At 71.3% G+C, this 15,399-nt stretch carries 15 protein-coding genes; 6 read left to right on the top strand and 9 right to left on the bottom strand.

What is annotated here, in order from left to right; genetic code table 11:
- Window positions 1–58: 58 nt before the first annotated feature.
- The 4 genes from LY13_RS20680 to infC all read right to left on the bottom strand — a co-directional run bounded on the left by LY13_RS20680 (window position 59) and on the right by infC (window position 2,223).
- Window positions 59–826 carry a TrmH family RNA methyltransferase gene (locus LY13_RS20680; RefSeq protein WP_253830263.1) on the bottom strand — a complete coding sequence of 256 codons (768 nt, stop codon included), beginning with the start codon at window positions 824–826 and terminating at the stop codon, window positions 59–61.
- Between the two features lie 32 nt (window positions 827–858).
- Complete coding sequence (gene rplT, locus LY13_RS20675; protein ID WP_183659238.1) at window positions 859–1,236, bottom strand: 50S ribosomal protein L20; 378 nt, start codon at window positions 1,234–1,236, stop codon at window positions 859–861.
- A 62-nt stretch (window positions 1,237–1,298) separates the two neighbouring features.
- Window positions 1,299–1,493 carry a 50S ribosomal protein L35 gene (gene rpmI / locus LY13_RS20670; protein WP_183659239.1) on the bottom strand — a complete coding sequence of 65 codons (195 nt, stop codon included), beginning with the start codon at window positions 1,491–1,493 and terminating at the stop codon, window positions 1,299–1,301.
- Window positions 1,494–1,599: 106 nt separating this feature from the next.
- A complete protein-coding gene (gene infC, locus LY13_RS20665; RefSeq protein WP_253830281.1) occupies window positions 1,600–2,223 on the bottom strand; it encodes a translation initiation factor IF-3 in 624 nt (207 codons plus the stop codon).
- Between the two features lie 278 nt (window positions 2,224–2,501).
- Between infC and LY13_RS20660 the strand changes: the two genes are divergently transcribed.
- Both LY13_RS20660 and LY13_RS20655 read left to right on the top strand, forming a co-directional pair.
- Entirely contained in the window at window positions 2,502–2,912 is a 411-nt protein-coding gene (locus LY13_RS20660) for a DUF1844 domain-containing protein (protein ID WP_253830262.1), read from the top strand.
- Window positions 2,913–2,935: 23 nt separating this feature from the next.
- Window positions 2,936–3,943 (top strand): aminoglycoside phosphotransferase family protein, encoded by a 1,008-nt coding sequence (locus LY13_RS20655; protein WP_253830261.1) that lies wholly within the window; start codon window positions 2,936–2,938, stop codon window positions 3,941–3,943.
- Here LY13_RS20655 and LY13_RS20650 read toward each other — a convergent pair.
- Window positions 3,916–4,632 carry a response regulator gene (locus tag LY13_RS20650; protein ID WP_253830260.1) on the bottom strand — a complete coding sequence of 239 codons (717 nt, stop codon included), beginning with the start codon at window positions 4,630–4,632 and terminating at the stop codon, window positions 3,916–3,918. The genes LY13_RS20655 and LY13_RS20650 overlap by 28 nt on opposite strands.
- 27 nt (window positions 4,633–4,659) lie before the next feature.
- A complete protein-coding gene (locus LY13_RS20645; protein WP_253830259.1) occupies window positions 4,660–6,288 on the bottom strand; it encodes a sensor histidine kinase in 1,629 nt (542 codons plus the stop codon).
- Between the two features lie 259 nt (window positions 6,289–6,547).
- Here LY13_RS20645 and LY13_RS20640 point away from each other — a divergent pair, with 259 nt between their 5' ends.
- Entirely contained in the window at window positions 6,548–7,915 is a 1,368-nt protein-coding gene (locus LY13_RS20640; protein WP_253830280.1) for a cation:dicarboxylate symporter family transporter, read from the top strand.
- A gap of 64 nt (window positions 7,916–7,979) precedes the next feature.
- Here LY13_RS20640 and LY13_RS20635 read toward each other — a convergent pair whose 3' ends face one another.
- The 3 genes from LY13_RS20635 to LY13_RS20625 form a co-directional block, all read right to left on the bottom strand.
- Complete coding sequence (locus LY13_RS20635) at window positions 7,980–8,432, bottom strand: SRPBCC family protein (protein ID WP_253830258.1); 453 nt, start codon at window positions 8,430–8,432, stop codon at window positions 7,980–7,982.
- Window positions 8,433–8,510: 78 nt separating this feature from the next.
- Window positions 8,511–11,369, bottom strand: a complete 2,859-nt coding sequence (uvrA, locus tag LY13_RS20630) for an excinuclease ABC subunit UvrA (RefSeq protein ID WP_253830257.1) — start codon at window positions 11,367–11,369, stop codon at window positions 8,511–8,513.
- Window positions 11,370–11,517: 148 nt separating this feature from the next.
- A complete protein-coding gene (locus tag LY13_RS20625) occupies window positions 11,518–12,726 on the bottom strand; it encodes an acyltransferase family protein (RefSeq protein ID WP_253830256.1) in 1,209 nt (402 codons plus the stop codon).
- A 157-nt stretch (window positions 12,727–12,883) separates the two neighbouring features.
- On the opposite strand from LY13_RS20625, the gene LY13_RS20620 reads away from it, so the two are divergent.
- The 3 genes from LY13_RS20620 (at window position 12,884) to LY13_RS20610 (ending at window position 15,383) form a co-directional block, all read left to right on the top strand.
- Window positions 12,884–13,561: an MBL fold metallo-hydrolase gene (locus tag LY13_RS20620; RefSeq protein WP_253830255.1), complete on the top strand. Its 678-nt coding sequence runs from the start codon at window positions 12,884–12,886 to the stop codon at window positions 13,559–13,561.
- Between the two features lie 200 nt (window positions 13,562–13,761).
- Window positions 13,762–14,535 carry an IclR family transcriptional regulator gene (locus tag LY13_RS20615; protein ID WP_253830254.1) on the top strand — a complete coding sequence of 258 codons (774 nt, stop codon included), beginning with the start codon at window positions 13,762–13,764 and terminating at the stop codon, window positions 14,533–14,535.
- The gene (locus LY13_RS20610; protein ID WP_253830253.1) at window positions 14,532–15,383 is read left to right on the top strand and encodes an SMP-30/gluconolactonase/LRE family protein; all 852 of its coding nucleotides are present in this window, start codon (window positions 14,532–14,534) and stop codon (window positions 15,381–15,383) included. The genes LY13_RS20615 and LY13_RS20610 overlap by 4 nt, the downstream gene beginning before the upstream one ends.
- Window positions 15,384–15,399: the final 16 nt, after the last annotated feature.

Genomic DNA, 15,399 nt, shown 5'->3' with positions numbered 1-15,399 from the left:
GACCCTGCCCTGCTCCCGGTCACCCTCCGTGCGGGCGCGCGCTCGCGCCCGCGACGGTTCACCCGCCGCGCAGGACCCGCGCGTACAGGCACACCGCGGCGGCGGTGGCGAGGTTCAGGCTCTCGGCGTGACCGGGGATGGGGACCCGCACGGTCAGGTCCGCGGCGCCCGCCACCTCCGCGGGCAGGCCGTGGGCCTCGTTGCCGAACAGCCACGCGATCGGGCCGTCGAGCGGGGCGCCGGTCAGGTCCTGCTCGGCGTGACCGTCGGTGGCGATCGTGCGCAGCCCGGCGCGACCGCAGGCCTCGAGCACGGCCGCCGGGTCCCGTTCCCTGGCGACGGGCAGGTGGAACAGGCTGCCGGTCGAGGCGCGGACGCACTTGCCGTTGTGCACGTCGACCGCCTCGCCCGCGAAGACGACCGCGTCGGCACCGGCGGCGTCGGCCACGCGCAGCACCGTGCCCGCGTTGCCGGGGTCGGCGATACCGCACAGCACCGCGACCAGGCGCGGCCGACCGGCGAGCGCCTCGTCGACAGGAACCGTCACCGGGTCGCACACCGCGACCAGCCCCTGCGGCGAAACCGTCTCCGACAGCAGTTCCGCGGCCCTGCGGTCGATGTAGGAGACCCGCGGTGCCTCCGCGAGGAGATCGGCGTGCCGTTCCGCGGCGGCTTCGGTGACGAACAACTCGTGCACCCGGCCGAAGCTCAGGGCCTCGCGCACCGCCTGGGCGCCCTCGGCGAGGAAACGCCCGGCGTCGTCGCGGCCCGATTTCGTGGTCAGGCGCCGAGCAGCAACGACCCGGGGCGTCTTGTGTGTGAACACGGTGACAGCCCCGGGTCGTGTCGCGGCCGCGGTCAGGCCGACTTCTTCTCGTCGGTGTTGACGTTCTGCTTGGCCACCTCGGCCAGCGAGGCGAAGGCCTCGGCGTCGTTCACCGCGAGCTCGGCCAGGATCTTGCGGTCCACCTCGACACCGGCGGCCTTCAGGCCCTGGATGAGCCGGTTGTAGGTGATGCCGTTCTGCCGGGCGGCCGCGTTGATGCGGGTGATCCACAGCTGGCGGAAGTCACCCTTGCGGGCACGGCGGTCCCGGTACGAGTACTGGAACGAGTGGAGCGTCTGCTCCTTGGCCTTGCGGTACAGCCGCGAACGCTGGCCGCGGTAGCCGCTGGCCATGTCGAGAGTTGCGCGACGCTTCTTCTGGGCGTTGACCGCCCGCTTGACGCGTGCCACGGATCCATCCTGTCGTTCGGGGGGCGTCCGGCGCCCCGGTGGTTACGGCGGGTGCGGAAGGGTCAGCGGCCGAGGAGCCGCTTGACGCGGGGCACGTCGGACGCGGCGACGTCGGTCGTGCCCTCCAGGCGACGGGTGAGCTTGGTCGGCTTGTGCTCCATCAGGTGCCGGCGGCCGACACGCTGACGACGGAGCTTGCCCTTACCCGTCACGCGGACGCGCTTGGCCGTCCCCTTGTGCGTCTTGTTCTTCGGCATTCTTCCCTCTTTCGAACGGCAGCGCGCCGACTCGCGGCGTGCTGCACACGTGGCCGCCCGGAAGCGTCCGTATCGCTCCCGGGCGAGCTGCCGTGATCGGGGCCGGTCAGGACTCGGCGCCCTCGGCTTCCTTCGTCGCCTTCGACTTGGTCTTCGTCTTCTTGTGCGGGGCCAGCACCATGATCATGTTGCGGCCGTCCTGCTTCGGCTTCGACTCGATGAAGGCGAGATCCGACACGTCGTCGGCCAGCCTCTCCAACAGGCGGAATCCCAGCTCCGGGCGGGACTGCTCGCGACCGCGGAACATGATCGTGACCTTGACCTTGTTGCCCTGAGCGAGGAAGCGGGACACGTGCCCCTTCTTCGTCTCGTAGTCGTGCGGGTCGATCTTCGGCCGCAGCTTCTGTTCCTTGATGACGGTCATCTGCTGGTTGCGGCGCGACTCGCGGGCCTTCTGCGCGGACTCGTACTTGAACTTTCCGTAGTCCATGAGCCGAGCCACCGGCGGTTTGGCCTGCGGTGCCACCTCGACGAGGTCGAGATCGGCCTCTTCGGCGAGCCGCAGGGCGTCCTCGATGCGGACGATGCCGACCTGCTCGCCGTTCGGTCCCACAAGGCGAACCTCGGGGACTCGGATGCGCTCATTGATGCGCGTCTCGGAGCTGATGGGGCCTCCTTGGTCCAAGTGTCGCTGATTCTCGTTCGACCCTGGTGCCCACAGTGCCCACATACCACGGGCCCCGGTCACCGGTACGCTGAGTACCTCGGTGCGGGGCCCATCAATCCGATCACGGCCTCGCAGTGATGCGGTGTCACTGTGTTGCAGTCTCACTGTCGTGCAGTGCTACCGCGTGGCTGCGGGGCGTTCCGCGAGTACGCACCGGACGGTGAGTGCTCGCGGGACCGGACCCGGCCGCCTTTCGCATGGCGGCGACTCGGGTGGGAGCGGGGCTCCACTTGCGGCCCCCGATTGCTCGGGAGCTGGTCGCACATGGAAGGGTACCAGACGTGGCCGACGACTCTTTCAACACACCCGAACCCGGCGATAATCCCGTGGCCGCCGCGACCGGCTCCGCCGGCGCCACCGACCCGATCGACGCCGTGCGCGAGCTCGACGAGATCCCCAGCGTCGAGGTCATCAGCCGCGCCGCCGTGATGCTGCTGTCGGCGGCGGCCGAGCGCCTCGGACTCGCGGACGAGGACCCGGAGAGCAGCCCGCGACGCGACCTGGACGAGGCCCGCAGGCTCATCACCGCACTGGCGGGCCTGATCACCGCCTCGGCGGAGTACCTCGGCGTGCACGCCGCTCCCCTGCGGGACGGGCTGCAGTCGCTGCAGAAGGCGTTCCGCGAGGCCTCGACGGTGCCCGACGCCCCCGGCCAGGGACCCGGCGAGAAGTACACCGGCCCGGTGCACTGACCACCCGCAACGAGGCCGGCGCCGTGGACCTCTCCTCGCCCCGCTCCGCGGCGGCCCGCGACCGGCTCCGCGCCCGGTTCGGGGCTGCCGCCGACACGTGGTGGGCGGGACTGCCCGACCGGCTGGACACACTGACCGGACGCTGGGACCTCGTTCTCGCGGAACCGGTGGGCAGCGGCAACACGTCCCTCGTCGTCCGCTGCCACGCCCCGGAAGGCCCGGCGATCCTCAAGTTGACGCCCGACCCCGCCATCGCTCGGACGGAGGCGGCGGCGCTCCGCCTCTGGCAGCCGTCGGGCCGGGTGCCGGCGGTGTACGCCGACGCAGGCGATGCGCTGCTGCTCGAGGCGATGCCGTCGGAGACGACCCTCGCCGACGCCGCGACCGCGCCCGCACTCCGGGACGTCGCCGCACTGATCCGCGACCTCCACGGCCGGACACCGGCGCAGGCCGTTGCCGATGCGTTCGACGGCGAACCATCCGCCGCCGAGGCCCCTGGCGACAGGCCCTACCCCGGCACGCCCTCCACTGCCCGGGACCCCGGTCCCGGCACCTCCGAACCCGCGGCCGCAGAGGGCGACGCCGCCCGCTCCGAGGCGTTCGCGTTCCGTCCGCAGGCCGAGCGCACGGAGCTGCTGTTCGACCTGTGGCGGAGTCGTGCGGCGGGCGATGCGGACCGGGTGGCGGCGCTCGACCGCGGCCGCGCCCTCGCCGCCGAACTCGCGGCGAGTCCGCCCCGGGTCGTACTCGCGCACGGTGACCTGCACCCCGGGAACGTTCTGGCGGCGGGCCCGCGGGGGCTCGTCGCCATCGACCCGCGGCCCGGCTTCGCCGATCCGGCGTCCGACGCGATCGACTGGGTACTTCTCGCCGACCCGTCCCGGTGGCGGCCTGCGGCCGAGGAGCTCGCCGCGCTGATCGACGTCGACGCGGAGCGGCTGTGGGCGTGGTGCCGCGCATTCGCCCCTCGCCTGGCCGACACCGACGCCGACCCGCCCCGCCGTCAGGCCTTCCGCGACATCGCCGTGTAGCGCACCTCGGGCCTGCCGACCCCGCCGTAGTGCGGTTTGCGGCGGGCCAATCCGTTGTCGGCGAGGTACTCCAGGTAGCGGCGCGCGGTCACGCGGGCCACGCCGACGGCATCGGCCACGGCGGCCGCCGACAGGCCCTCGCCGTCGCCGTCCCCGCCGTCGGGACACTCGCGTGCGGAGTCGGCGAGCACGGCCGAGATCGCGTCGAGCGTCTCCCCGCTCATGCCCTTCGGCAACGCGACGTGCTCGGTGGTGCGCAGCGTGGCGAGCATCCGGTCGACCTCGGCCTGGCCGTCGACCTCGCCGGACCGGGCGGCGCTGTCACGGAACCGGGCGTAGCTGTCGAGTTTGTCGCGCAGCGCCGCGAACGTGAACGGTTTCAGCAGGTACTGCACGACGCCCGCGGAGACCGCGGCACGCACGACGCCCAGATCGCGGGCCGACGTGACCGCGATGACGTCGACGGTGTTGCCCTCGGCCCGCAGCGTCCGGCAGACGGCGAGTCCGTGCGTGTCCGGCAGGTAGAAGTCCAGCAGGACGAGGTCGACGGGGTGGGCACGGCAGAACCGCACCGTCTCGGCCCCCGAGTGGACGACGCCGGCGACGGTGAATCCGGCGACCCGCTCGACGTACGCGCGGTGCGCCTCGGCCGCGACCGGGTCGTCCTCCACCACCAGCACCGCAATCATCCTGCCGCGCAGCCTACCGCCGACCGCTCAGTCCGCGTCCCCGTCCCGGCCCGCTCCGCGCGGCAGCCGCACGGTGAACACGGCTCCGTCGTCCTCGCCGACGTCGACGGAACCGCCGTGGCGGCGCACCGTCTGCCCCACGAGCGCCAGGCCCAGTCCGCGGTCGCCGGTGGTCCCGCCCGGCTTGGTCGACCAGCCCCTCCGGAAGACGTCCGGCACCGCGTCCGGCGTCAGGCCCGCCCCGCTGTCGGCGACGCGCAGCAACAGTTCCGTCCCGTCGTCGCACACGGTGACGACCACGCGGGGCGCCCGCTCCCCCGCGTTGTCGACCGCCGCGTCGACCGCGTTGTCGATCAGGTTGCCGAGGATCGTGATGAGGTCCCTGGCGCCCGCGGCGGGCGCGGTGTCGTCCATCGCACTGTCGGGGCTCAGCGTGAGCTCGACGCCGCGTTCGGCTGCCTCGCTGGACTTGCCCAGCAGCAGCGCGGCCAGAACCGGCTCGGAGACGGCACCGACCACCCGGTCGGTCAGCTGCTGCGCGGTCTCCAGCTCGGCGGTCGCCAGCTCCACGGCCTGGTCGGTGCGGCCGAGTTCGACGAGCGACACCACCGCGTGCAGGCGGTTCGCCGATTCGTGGGCCTGTGAGCGCAACGACTCGGCGAAGCCCCGCACCGTGTCGAGCTCACCGGTGAGCTGCTCCAGGTCCGTGTGGTCGCGGAGTGTCACGACGTTGCCCATCGCCCGGTCCCGCGAGTGCACGGGTGCCGTGTTCACGAGCAGCACCCGCGTGTCGGTGACATGCAGTTCGTCGGTGGCCGGCTCGCGGGACGTCAACGTGCGCGCGAGGTCGGCGGCGAGGTCGAGGTCGGCCACGGCCGAGCCCGCGGGGTCGCCGAGCAGACCGAGCAGGTCGCGGGCCGCGTCGTTGCACAGCACCACGTCGCCGTCGCGGCCGACGAGCACCAGGCCTTCCCGCACCGACCGCAGGATCGCCTCGTAGTACTCGAACATCGACGACAGCTCGGCGGGGGCGACGCCGCGGGTCTGCCGCGCGAGCCGCCTGCTCACCAGGTAGCTGCCGGCGCCACCGATCAGCAGTACGCCACCCGCCACTCCCGCGACGACGGCGAGGCGACCCGTGAGCTGTTCCGAGAGTGCCTCCACGGTGATGCCGACCGCGGCGAGCGCCACGATCCGGCCGCGCGCGTCACGTACCGGAGCGACCGCGCGCACCGACGGGCCGAGGGTGCCCGCGTAGGTCTCGGTGAACAACCGCCCCCGCAGTGCCGGGGCGATCGTGCCGATGAACGGTTCGCCGATGCGCCGCGGATCCGGATGCGTGAAGCGGGTCCGATCGGGAGCCATGATCGTGATGAAGTCCACGCCCGTGTCGGCCCGGACCTGCTCGGCGAACGGCTGCAGCGCCCGGCTCGGATCCGTACCGGCCACGGCCTCGGGCACGTCCGGCGAGTCGGCCAGCGTCGCCGCGACGGACACGACCTCCTCGGCCGCCGCGTCCTCCGTGGCCTGCGACGCATCGACGTACGCCAGGACCGCGCCGACCGCGACCAGCACGGCCACCACGACCAGCTGCAACACCAGCAGCTGCCGCGCCAGGCTCCCTTTTCCCTGCCGCGCAGCGGATCGAACACGCACGACTCCCATGAGACCAGGCGCCCGCGAACGAAATGAACACAAGGTGGACTTCGCTCGCGGCGGCGCCGATAGTCACTCGGCGAATCCAGCGGTGATCTCCGTGGCGCCCGGCCGTGTTCGCGCACGGTGTCCGCGCTCGTCGTAGCGCGCCCGCCACGGCGTTTCATCGCAGGCGATATTCCGTGAGGAGGCAACGTTGCCCGAACCGTCCACGACGGAGCCCGAGGCCACCGAGCAGGCGCCGAAACGCCGCGACAAGATGCACTACCTGTACATCTTCGTGATCGTCGCCGTCGCGCTCGGCGTCGTCGTCGGTTTCGCATTTCCCGACGTCGCAACGAATCTGAAACCGCTCGGCAGCGGCTTCGTCGACCTGATCAAGATGATGATCAGCCCGATCATCTTCTGCACCATCGTGCTGGGCATCGGCTCGGTCGCGAAGGCCGCGAGCGTCGGCAAGGTCGGCGTCCTCGCGATCGGCTACTTCCTGGTGATGTCGACGTTCGCGCTCGGCATCGGCCTGGTCGTCGGCAACATCCTGCACCCCGGCGAGGGCATGCGGCTCGACCCGAACGCGGTGTCCGAAGTGCAGAGCCAGGCGTCCGAAGGCGGTGAGGGAACCGTCGACTTCCTGCTCGGGATCATCCCCGAGTCGATGGTGTCGGCGTTCACCGACGGCTCCGTGCTGCAGACACTGCTCGTCGCGCTGCTCGTCGGGTTCGCGCTCCAGAAGATGGGCGACGCGGGCAAGCCGGTGCTGCGGGGGATCGAGCACATTCAGCGGCTCGTGTTCCGCGTCCTCGCCATGATCATGTGGGTCGCTCCGGTCGGCGCGTTCGGCGCGATCGCCGCCGTGGTCGGTGAGACCGGCTGGGAGGCGCTGCGCAGCCTGGCCGTGATCATGATCGGGTTCTACGTGACCTGCCTGCTGTTCATCTTCGTCGTGCTCGGCACCGTGCTCTGGCTCGGCGCCCGCGTGAACATCGTCAAGCTGCTCGGCTACCTGGGACGCGAGTTCCTGCTGATCGTGTCCACGTCGTCGTCGGAATCGGCGCTGCCGCGGCTCATCGCGAAGATGGAGCACCTCGGTGTGTCGAAACCGGTCGTCGGCATCACGGTGCCGACGGGGTACTCGTTCAACCTGGACGGCACGGCGATCTACCTGACGATGGCGACCCTGTTCATCGCCACGGCGCAGGGCAGCCCGCTGTCGATCGGCGAGCAGATCTCGTTGCTCGTGTTCATGATCATCGCGTCGAAGGGTGCGGCGGGCGTGTCCGGCGCCGGCATCGCCACCCTCGCGGGCGGTCTGCAGTCGCACCGGCCCGAGCTGGTCGACGGCGTCGGGTTCATCCTCGGCATCGACCGCTTCATGTCGGAGGCCCGCGCGCTGACGAACTTCGCGGGCAACGCGGTGGCCACCGTCCTCATCGGATCGGTGACGAAGAGCCTCGACCGCGAGCAACTGCACAGGGTGCTGACGAAGCAGGCTCCGTTCAACGAGTCGACGCTGGTCGACGACCACGACTCCTCGGACACCGACGGATCGGGAGGCGACCGGGCCGGTGGGAGCCAGGGCGGAAGCGCCGCGACCGACCCGCAGGACAGGCAGCCCGCGACGGTCTGATCGCTGCCGAACACCGGCGGGCCCGCGCACCCACCCCGGCGCGCGGGCCCGCCGGTGTTCGGACTCAGCTCGAGGTGGCCGCGAGGTGGGCGCGCAATCCGCGCAGCCCGCGGCGCATCATCAGAGCGTGGTTGAGCCGGAACGCCGGATGCGCCACGGGCGACAAGGCCCGTAGCACCGGCTTCCGCGCCACCACCTGCTGGCGGATCTCGAGGAGCGTGCCCCGGCCGCCCGCGGCGAGCCGCCCGGTCAGAGTGCCTTCGAGATCACCGGACAACGCCACGGCGACCCGCCCCGCGGACTCGTTCTCCTCGACGCGGGTCATGCGCAACCGCAACGCCATGGGCAGCGTGGCACGGCAGACCAGCTCAGCGGTGTCGTCGTCCACTTTGGTCACGGACCGGACGTCCGGCCACCAGACCGGATACCCTGCAAGGTCGACCAGGGCCGCGAAGACGGCTCCCGACGACGACGGCACCAGCCAGGTGGTGCGGAACTGATAGCGGTTCAGCGGCACGTCCCCAGTATTCCAGTCGAGACCAGTATTCCAGTCGAAGCCGGTATCCCGGTCGAGACCGGCGTCCGGGGGCCGCCGTCAGCGGTCGAGGTACGGCTTGAGGAACCGGCCGGTGTAGCTGTCCGGGTTGGCCGCGACGTCCTCGGGCGTGCCCTCGGCGACGAGGGTGCCGCCGCCACTGCCGCCCTCGGGTCCCATGTCGACGACCCAGTCCGAGGTCTTGATCACGTCGAGGTTGTGCTCGATGACGATCACCGTGTTGCCCTTGTCGACCAGGCCCTGCACGACGTCGAGCAGCCTGCGGATGTCCTCGAAGTGCAGGCCCGTCGTGGGTTCGTCGAGGATGTAGACGGTCTGTCCGGTGGACCGCTTCTGCAGTTCGCTGGCCAGTTTGACCCGCTGGGCCTCGCCGCCCGACAGCGTCGGCGCGGGCTGGCCGAGCCGCACGTACCCGAGGCCGACGTCGACCAGGGTCGACAGGTACCGGTGGATCGGCTTGATGGGTTCGAAGAACTCGGCGGCCTCCTCGATCGGCATGTCGAGGACCTCGGCGACCGTCTTGCCCTTGTAGTGCACCTCGAGGGTCTCGCGGTTGTACCGGGCGCCCTTGCACACCTCGCACGGCACGTAGACGTCGGGCAGGAAGTTCATCTCGATCTTCAGTGTGCCGTCGCCCGCGCATGCCTCGCAGCGTCCGCCCTTGACGTTGAAGGAGAACCGGCCCGCCTGGTAACCGCGCACCTTCGCCTCGGTCGTCTCGGCGAACAGCTTGCGCAGCCGGTCCCACACGCCGGTGTAGGTCGCCGGGTTGGAACGCGGGGTGCGGCCGATCGGCGACTGGTCGACGCGCACCAGCTTGTCGACGTTGCCCAGTCCGTTCACCCGGGTGTGCCTGCCGGGCACCTGGCGGGCGTTGTTGAGCTTGTTCGCCAGCACCGTCGCCAGGATCTCGTTGACCAGCGTCGACTTGCCCGAACCGGACACCCCGGTCACGGAGATCATCGTGCCGAGCGGGAACGAGACGTCGATCCCGCGCAGGTTGTGCTCGCGGGCGCCGACGACCGTCAACTGGCGCTTCTTGTTCACCGGCCTGCGGATCTCCGGAACCGGGATCTCCTTGCGGCCCGCCAGGTAGTCGCCGGTGATCGACTTCTTGCTCTTGACCAGCTTCGAGTACGGCCCGCTGTGCACGACCCTGCCGCCGTGCTCGCCCGCACCGGGGCCGATGTCGACGACCCAGTCGCTGGATTTGATGGTGTCCTCGTCGTGTTCGACGACGATGAGCGTGTTGCCGAGGTCGCGCAGCCTGCTGAGCGTGTCGATCAGGCGCTGGTTGTCGCGCTGGTGCAGGCCGATCGACGGCTCGTCGAGCACGTACAGCACGCCGACGAGGCCGGAGCCGATCTGCGTGGCCAGCCGGATGCGCTGGGCCTCGCCGCCGGAGAGCGTGCCGGCGCCGCGGTCGAGCGAGAGGTAGTCGAGGCCGACGTCGAGCAGGAAGTGCAGCCGGGCCTGGATCTCCTTGAGCACCGCTCCCGCGATCATCGCCTGTCGCTCGCCGAGCACGAGCCCGTCGAGGAACTCCGAGGCCTCGGACACCGACAGGGCGCAGACGTCGGCGATCGAACGCTCGCCGTACTCGGAGTGCTCCAGGGTGACCGCGAGGATCTCCGGCTTCAGCCGCGTGCCCTGACACGACGGACAGGGCACCTCCCGCATGTAGCCCTCGTAGCGTTCCCGCGTGTGCTCCGACTCGGTCTGCTCGTGCCGCCGTTCGAGGAACGGGATGACGCCTTCGAAGTTGGCGTAGTAGCTGCGCCGCCTGCCGTACCGGTTGCGGTACTGCACGTGGACCTGCTCGTCCACGCCGTAGAGCACCGCCTTCTGCACCTTCGCGGGCAGCTTGCGCCACGGCGTGTCCATGCGGAAGCCCATCGCCTCCGACAGCGACGTCAGCAGCCGCTCGAAGTAGTCCGCGCTCTGGCCACCGCTCCACGGCTGGATGGCGCCGTCGCCGAGCGGGAGGTCCTCGTCCGGGACGATCAGCTCCGGGTCGACCTCCTTGCGGACGCCGATGCCCGTGCAGTCGGGGCAGGCACCGTAGGGCGAGTTGAACGAGAACGACCGCGGTTCGAGGTCCTCGACCTGGAGGGCATGGCCGTTCGGGCAGGCGAGGTTCTCGGAGAAACCGCGGATGCGGTGCGGGTCGTCCTCGGGCAGGTCGACGAACTCGAGCTCGACGAGCCCGTCGGCCAGGCGCAGCGCGGTCTCCACCGAGTCGGTGAGCCGCTGCTTGGCGCTCGGCTTGACCTTGAGCCGGTCGACGACGACGCCGATGTCGTGCTTCTCCTGCTTCTTCAGCTTCGGCGGCTCGGTCAGCGAGTACACGGTGCCGTCCACCCGCGCCCGCGCGTAGCCCTGCTGCTGGAGGTTGGAGAACAGGTCGACGTACTCGCCCTTGCGGCCGCGCACCACCGGTGCGAGGACCTGGAAGCGCACCTCGGCCTCCATGTCCAGCACCTGGTCGACGATCTGCTGCGGCGTCTGCTTGCTGATCGCCTCCCCGCACTGCGGGCAGTGCGCCTTGCCCGCACGGGCGTACAGCAGCCGCAGGTAGTCGTAGACCTCGGTGATCGTGCCGACGGTCGAGCGCGGGTTCCGCGACGTGGACTTCTGGTCGATCGACACCGCGGGTGAGAGCCCTTCGATGAAGTCGACGTCGGGTTTGTCCATCTGGCCGAGGAACTGCCGCGCGTAGGCCGACAGCGATTCGACGTAGCGCCGCTGCCCCTCCGCGAAGATCGTGTCGAACGCCAGGCTCGACTTGCCGGATCCGGACAGTCCCGTGAACACGATGAGGCTGTCGCGCGGCAGGTCGATGTCGATCCCGCGCAGGTTGTGCTCGCGGGCGCCGCGGATTACAAGACTGTCAGCCACCGGCGATGGTCCCTTCACTGGTGCATGGCGGTGCGGGCCCCGGCGACGACCGGGCCCGCGTGACGCGAGGTCGGGCACGGGGCGAGCGGACGGCGGGCCCCGGCGCCCTCCATGCTAGGTCGCACCCCCGACAGAATCCGCGGCGCCGTCACCCGCCGCCCTCAGCCGCGGGTGCGGAGCGCCTCGTCACCGGGCCTGTCGTCGGGAGCGACAGGCCCGCCGTCACCGGTCGGCGCGGGGCGTCGGTCGCCCGTTCCGGTGGCATCACGGGTGCCCTCGGAACTGATCCCGGAGGGCGGCCGCACCCCGGCGATGTTCGCGCGCCGACGGCGGGCGCGGCCCGTGCCGACGGGCCCAGCAGCCGGTACAGCGGACGTTCCACGAACACCGTGAGCGCCCACGCCGCCAGCACGATCGCGGAGAGCACGAGCCCCATCCGCAGCCACCACGGCTCGATCTCCAGCCCGGTGAGCACCCGAGCGACGACGTACCCGAGCTTCTGGTGCACGAGGTAGATGCCGAAGCTGATGCCGGCGAGCCACGAGATCGGCCTGCGCAGCAGGCCCAGCACCCGGCCCCAGTCCGGACCGCGCGCCGCCAGGCACATCAGGCCCAGCATCGCTCCGAGGCAGGCCACGATCAGCCACTGCGGCTCGCTCGACCGGAACAGCTGCAGGCCCAGGACGGCCGCCAGCACGGCCGCGAGGTTCGGCCCGGCGAACCGGCGCTGCGACCAGAGCCAGATCGCCGCGCCCGCCGCGAACAGGTGCGCGAAGTACAGCCCCGTCGCCGTCGGCACGACCTGCGCGATCCCGCTCAGCACCGGTGAGACGGCCGAGACGCCGATCACTCCCCACACCGCGACCGCGGGCTGCAGCCGATGGCGCCACGAGCGGCGCCAGTACCAGCACAGCAGCGCCGCCGCGGTGAACGCCGCGACCTGCACCGGCAGCGTCCAGTACGACGCGTCGATCCGACGGTGCATGTTCCCGGTCCACTCCTGCACCAGCAGCAGGTTCCGCACCAGGTCACCGGCACCCGGCAGATACCACGGGCCGTCCGCGTCGCCGTTGAACACCGGCGCCACGATCCGCAGCACGAGGAACGTGACCAGCATCGCGACCACGTAGGCGGGCAGGATCCGCGCCAGTCGCGCGTGCAGCCAGCGCCCGGGCCGGAGCTTGCGCAGGGTCGGCCCCATGAAGTAGCCGGACAGGACCAGCAACGTGAAGGTGCCGAACGGGACCCGCAAGGACACCGGGTACGGATCGACGTCCGGGATGAGTTCGGCCCCGCCCGTGACGTGGCCCGCGACGACGAACGTGATCGCGACGACCCGGATGACGTCCCAGCTCATCCGCCTGTTCGTGGGGGCAGGCCGGCCCGTCGCTGCCGTCACGTCGCTCCCCCTCCGACTCCGCCGCCCGCCCGTCCGGTGCGACCTGGTCCGGACCAGGGACTGTAGCGACGACACCGGTCGCCACCGAGCGCGGGCACGTAATACGGTGTGGAGCGTGAACGTCGTCGAGTCCTACACCGGTCACGTCGAGCCGGGCGGGGACGCCGCCCGCCGCACGCTCGATGCGCTGACCATCACGAAGCTGTCGGTCGGCCCCATGGACAACAACGCGTACCTGTTGGTGTGCCGAGCGACCAACGAGGCACTGCTGATCGACGCCGCGGCCGACCCGGAGCGCATCTCGGACCTCATCGGCCACGCCGAGGACCGGCCGACGCTGCGCACGATCGTCACCACGCACCAGCACGGCGACCACTGGCAGGCGCTCGGTGCGGTGGCGGGCGCGAACGGCGCGTACACCGCGGCGCACCCCGCCGACGCCGACCCGCTGCCCGTGCCGCCGGATCACCTGGTGGAGCACGGCGACACGCTGTCGGTCGGCGACGTCACCCTCGAGGTCGTCCACCTGCGCGGGCACACCCCAGGTTCGATCGCGCTGCTGTACCGCGACCCTGCCGGCCACCCCCATCTGTTCACCGGTGACTCGCTGTTCCCGGGCGGTGTGGGCAAGACCAACTCGGAGGAAGAATTCCGCTCGCTGCTCGACGACGTCGAGTCGCGGGTGTTCGGCGAGTTGCCGGACGAGACCTGGTTCTACCCGGGCCACGGTGACGACTCGACCCTCGGCGCCGAGCGCCCGAAACTGCCGGAGTGGCGCGAGCGCGGCTGGTGAGCCCGCAGGCGGGCCACCGTTGCCCTGTAGGCCCGCCGTGGTGACCGAAGGCCGTCGCGGCCCGCGATTCGCGCCGTCGGCCACGCTCTCCTGGTCCGGAGGCATTCCACGGCGTATCCTGTGTTCGGTATTTCGACAGACGTTCGCGATACCGAACACTCCCTCGTACCGAACACGCCGTACCGACCACAGGGGTAGCCATGGGACGCCAGGTGCCTGCCGTCGCGAGGGCACTGGACGTGCTCGAGCTGTTCCTCGGCGGTGACGCCGTGCTGTCGCCGCCCGAGATGACCCGGCGGCTCGGGTTGCCGCGCACCACCGTGCACGAGCTGGTGAGCACGCTGACCGCGCGCGGCTACCTCGTTCCGGCCCCCGACCGGTCGGGCTGCTACCGGCTCGGCGTGCGCACCTACCAGCTGGGCAGTCGCTACGCCGAGCAGCTCGACCTCGCGGCCGAGGGCAGACAGGTCGCCGCCGAGATCGCCCGGACCTGCGACGAGACGGTGCACGTGGCGATCCTCGAGGACGCGGACGTCATCTACATCGCCAAGGTCGACAGCACCCATGCCGTGCGCATGGTGTCCGCGGCGGGCCGCAGACTGCCCGCCCACTGCACGGCCGTCGGCAAGATGCTGCTGGCCATGCTCCCCCGCGACGTCCTCGACGAACGCATCCCGCCCGACACGCCGTTGACCGCGATGACCGAGCACAGCATCACCTCCCCGTCCGTCCTGCGTGAGCACCTCGCCGAGATGCGCACCCGCGGCATCGCCGTCGAGGACCGGGAGTCCAATCCGGACGTGCACTGCGTGGCCGCGCCCGTCCGGGACTCCTCCGGCGCGGTCGTCGCCGCGCTGAGTATCTCCGTGCCCACGGTCCGGTGGGACGAGGAGCGCGCCCCCGAGCTGGAACGGCTCGCGGTGAAGGGCGCCGCCGACCTGTCGGCCCGCCTCGGCCACCGGGGCACGCCGTGAGCGGGCCGGAGGTCGCGATCCCCGCGGAGGCCCTGCTCGGTGAGGGGCCCACGTGGGATCCCGACGCGCAGCGGCTCGTCTGGGTCGACATCCTGTCCGCACGCGTGCACACCTACGACCCGGCCACCGGTGCGACGAGCGCGCTGGAGACGGGCCAGCACGTGGGCGCGGCCAAACCGCGTGCGGGCGGGCGCGGACTGGTGGTGAACCTGCGTGACGGCATCGGCCTCTACGACTCGGCGGCGGCCTTCCGGTGGCTGCACCACGAACCCGTGGCGGGACGCCGCGGCAACGACGCGGCCGTCGCCCCGGACGGCGCCCTCTGGGCGGGCACGGTGCGCTACGACGAGACCCCCGGAGGCGGCACGCTGACCCGGTTCGCCGCGGACGGCTCGTCGGCGACCGTGCTCGCGGACGTGACCGTCAGCAACGGCACGGGGTGGAGCCCCGACGGGCGGGCGATGTACTACGTCGACACCCCCACCCGGCGGATCGACGTGTTCGACGTCGCCGCCGATCTCTCCGTGTCCGGGCGCAGGCCGCTGGCCGTCGTCGAGAAGGGGGCGGGGTTTCCCGACGGACTCTGCGTGGACGCCGACGGGTGCGTGTGGATCGCGTTGTGGTCGGGCGGCGCCGTCCGGAGGTACACACCCGACGGGCGGCTCGACCGGACCGTTGCGCTTCCGGTGAGCCACCCGACGGCGTGTGCGTTCGCGGGGCCTGCACTGTCCGATCTGTACGTCACGACCGCGCGGGTCGATCAGGAGCAGCCGCCCGCCGAGGCCGGCTCGGTGTTCGTGGTGCCGGACGCCGGCGCGGGCCTGGCCCAGCCCGCGTTCGCAGGCTGAGCCGGCCCCCGCTCAG

The sequence above is a fragment of the Prauserella aidingensis genome, from assembly GCF_024171865.1.
Taxonomy (GTDB): Bacteria; Actinomycetota; Actinomycetes; order Mycobacteriales; family Pseudonocardiaceae; genus Prauserella; species Prauserella aidingensis.
Note: the sequence above shows the minus strand (reverse complement) of the source record. Positions and strands in the feature narration are given on the sequence as shown.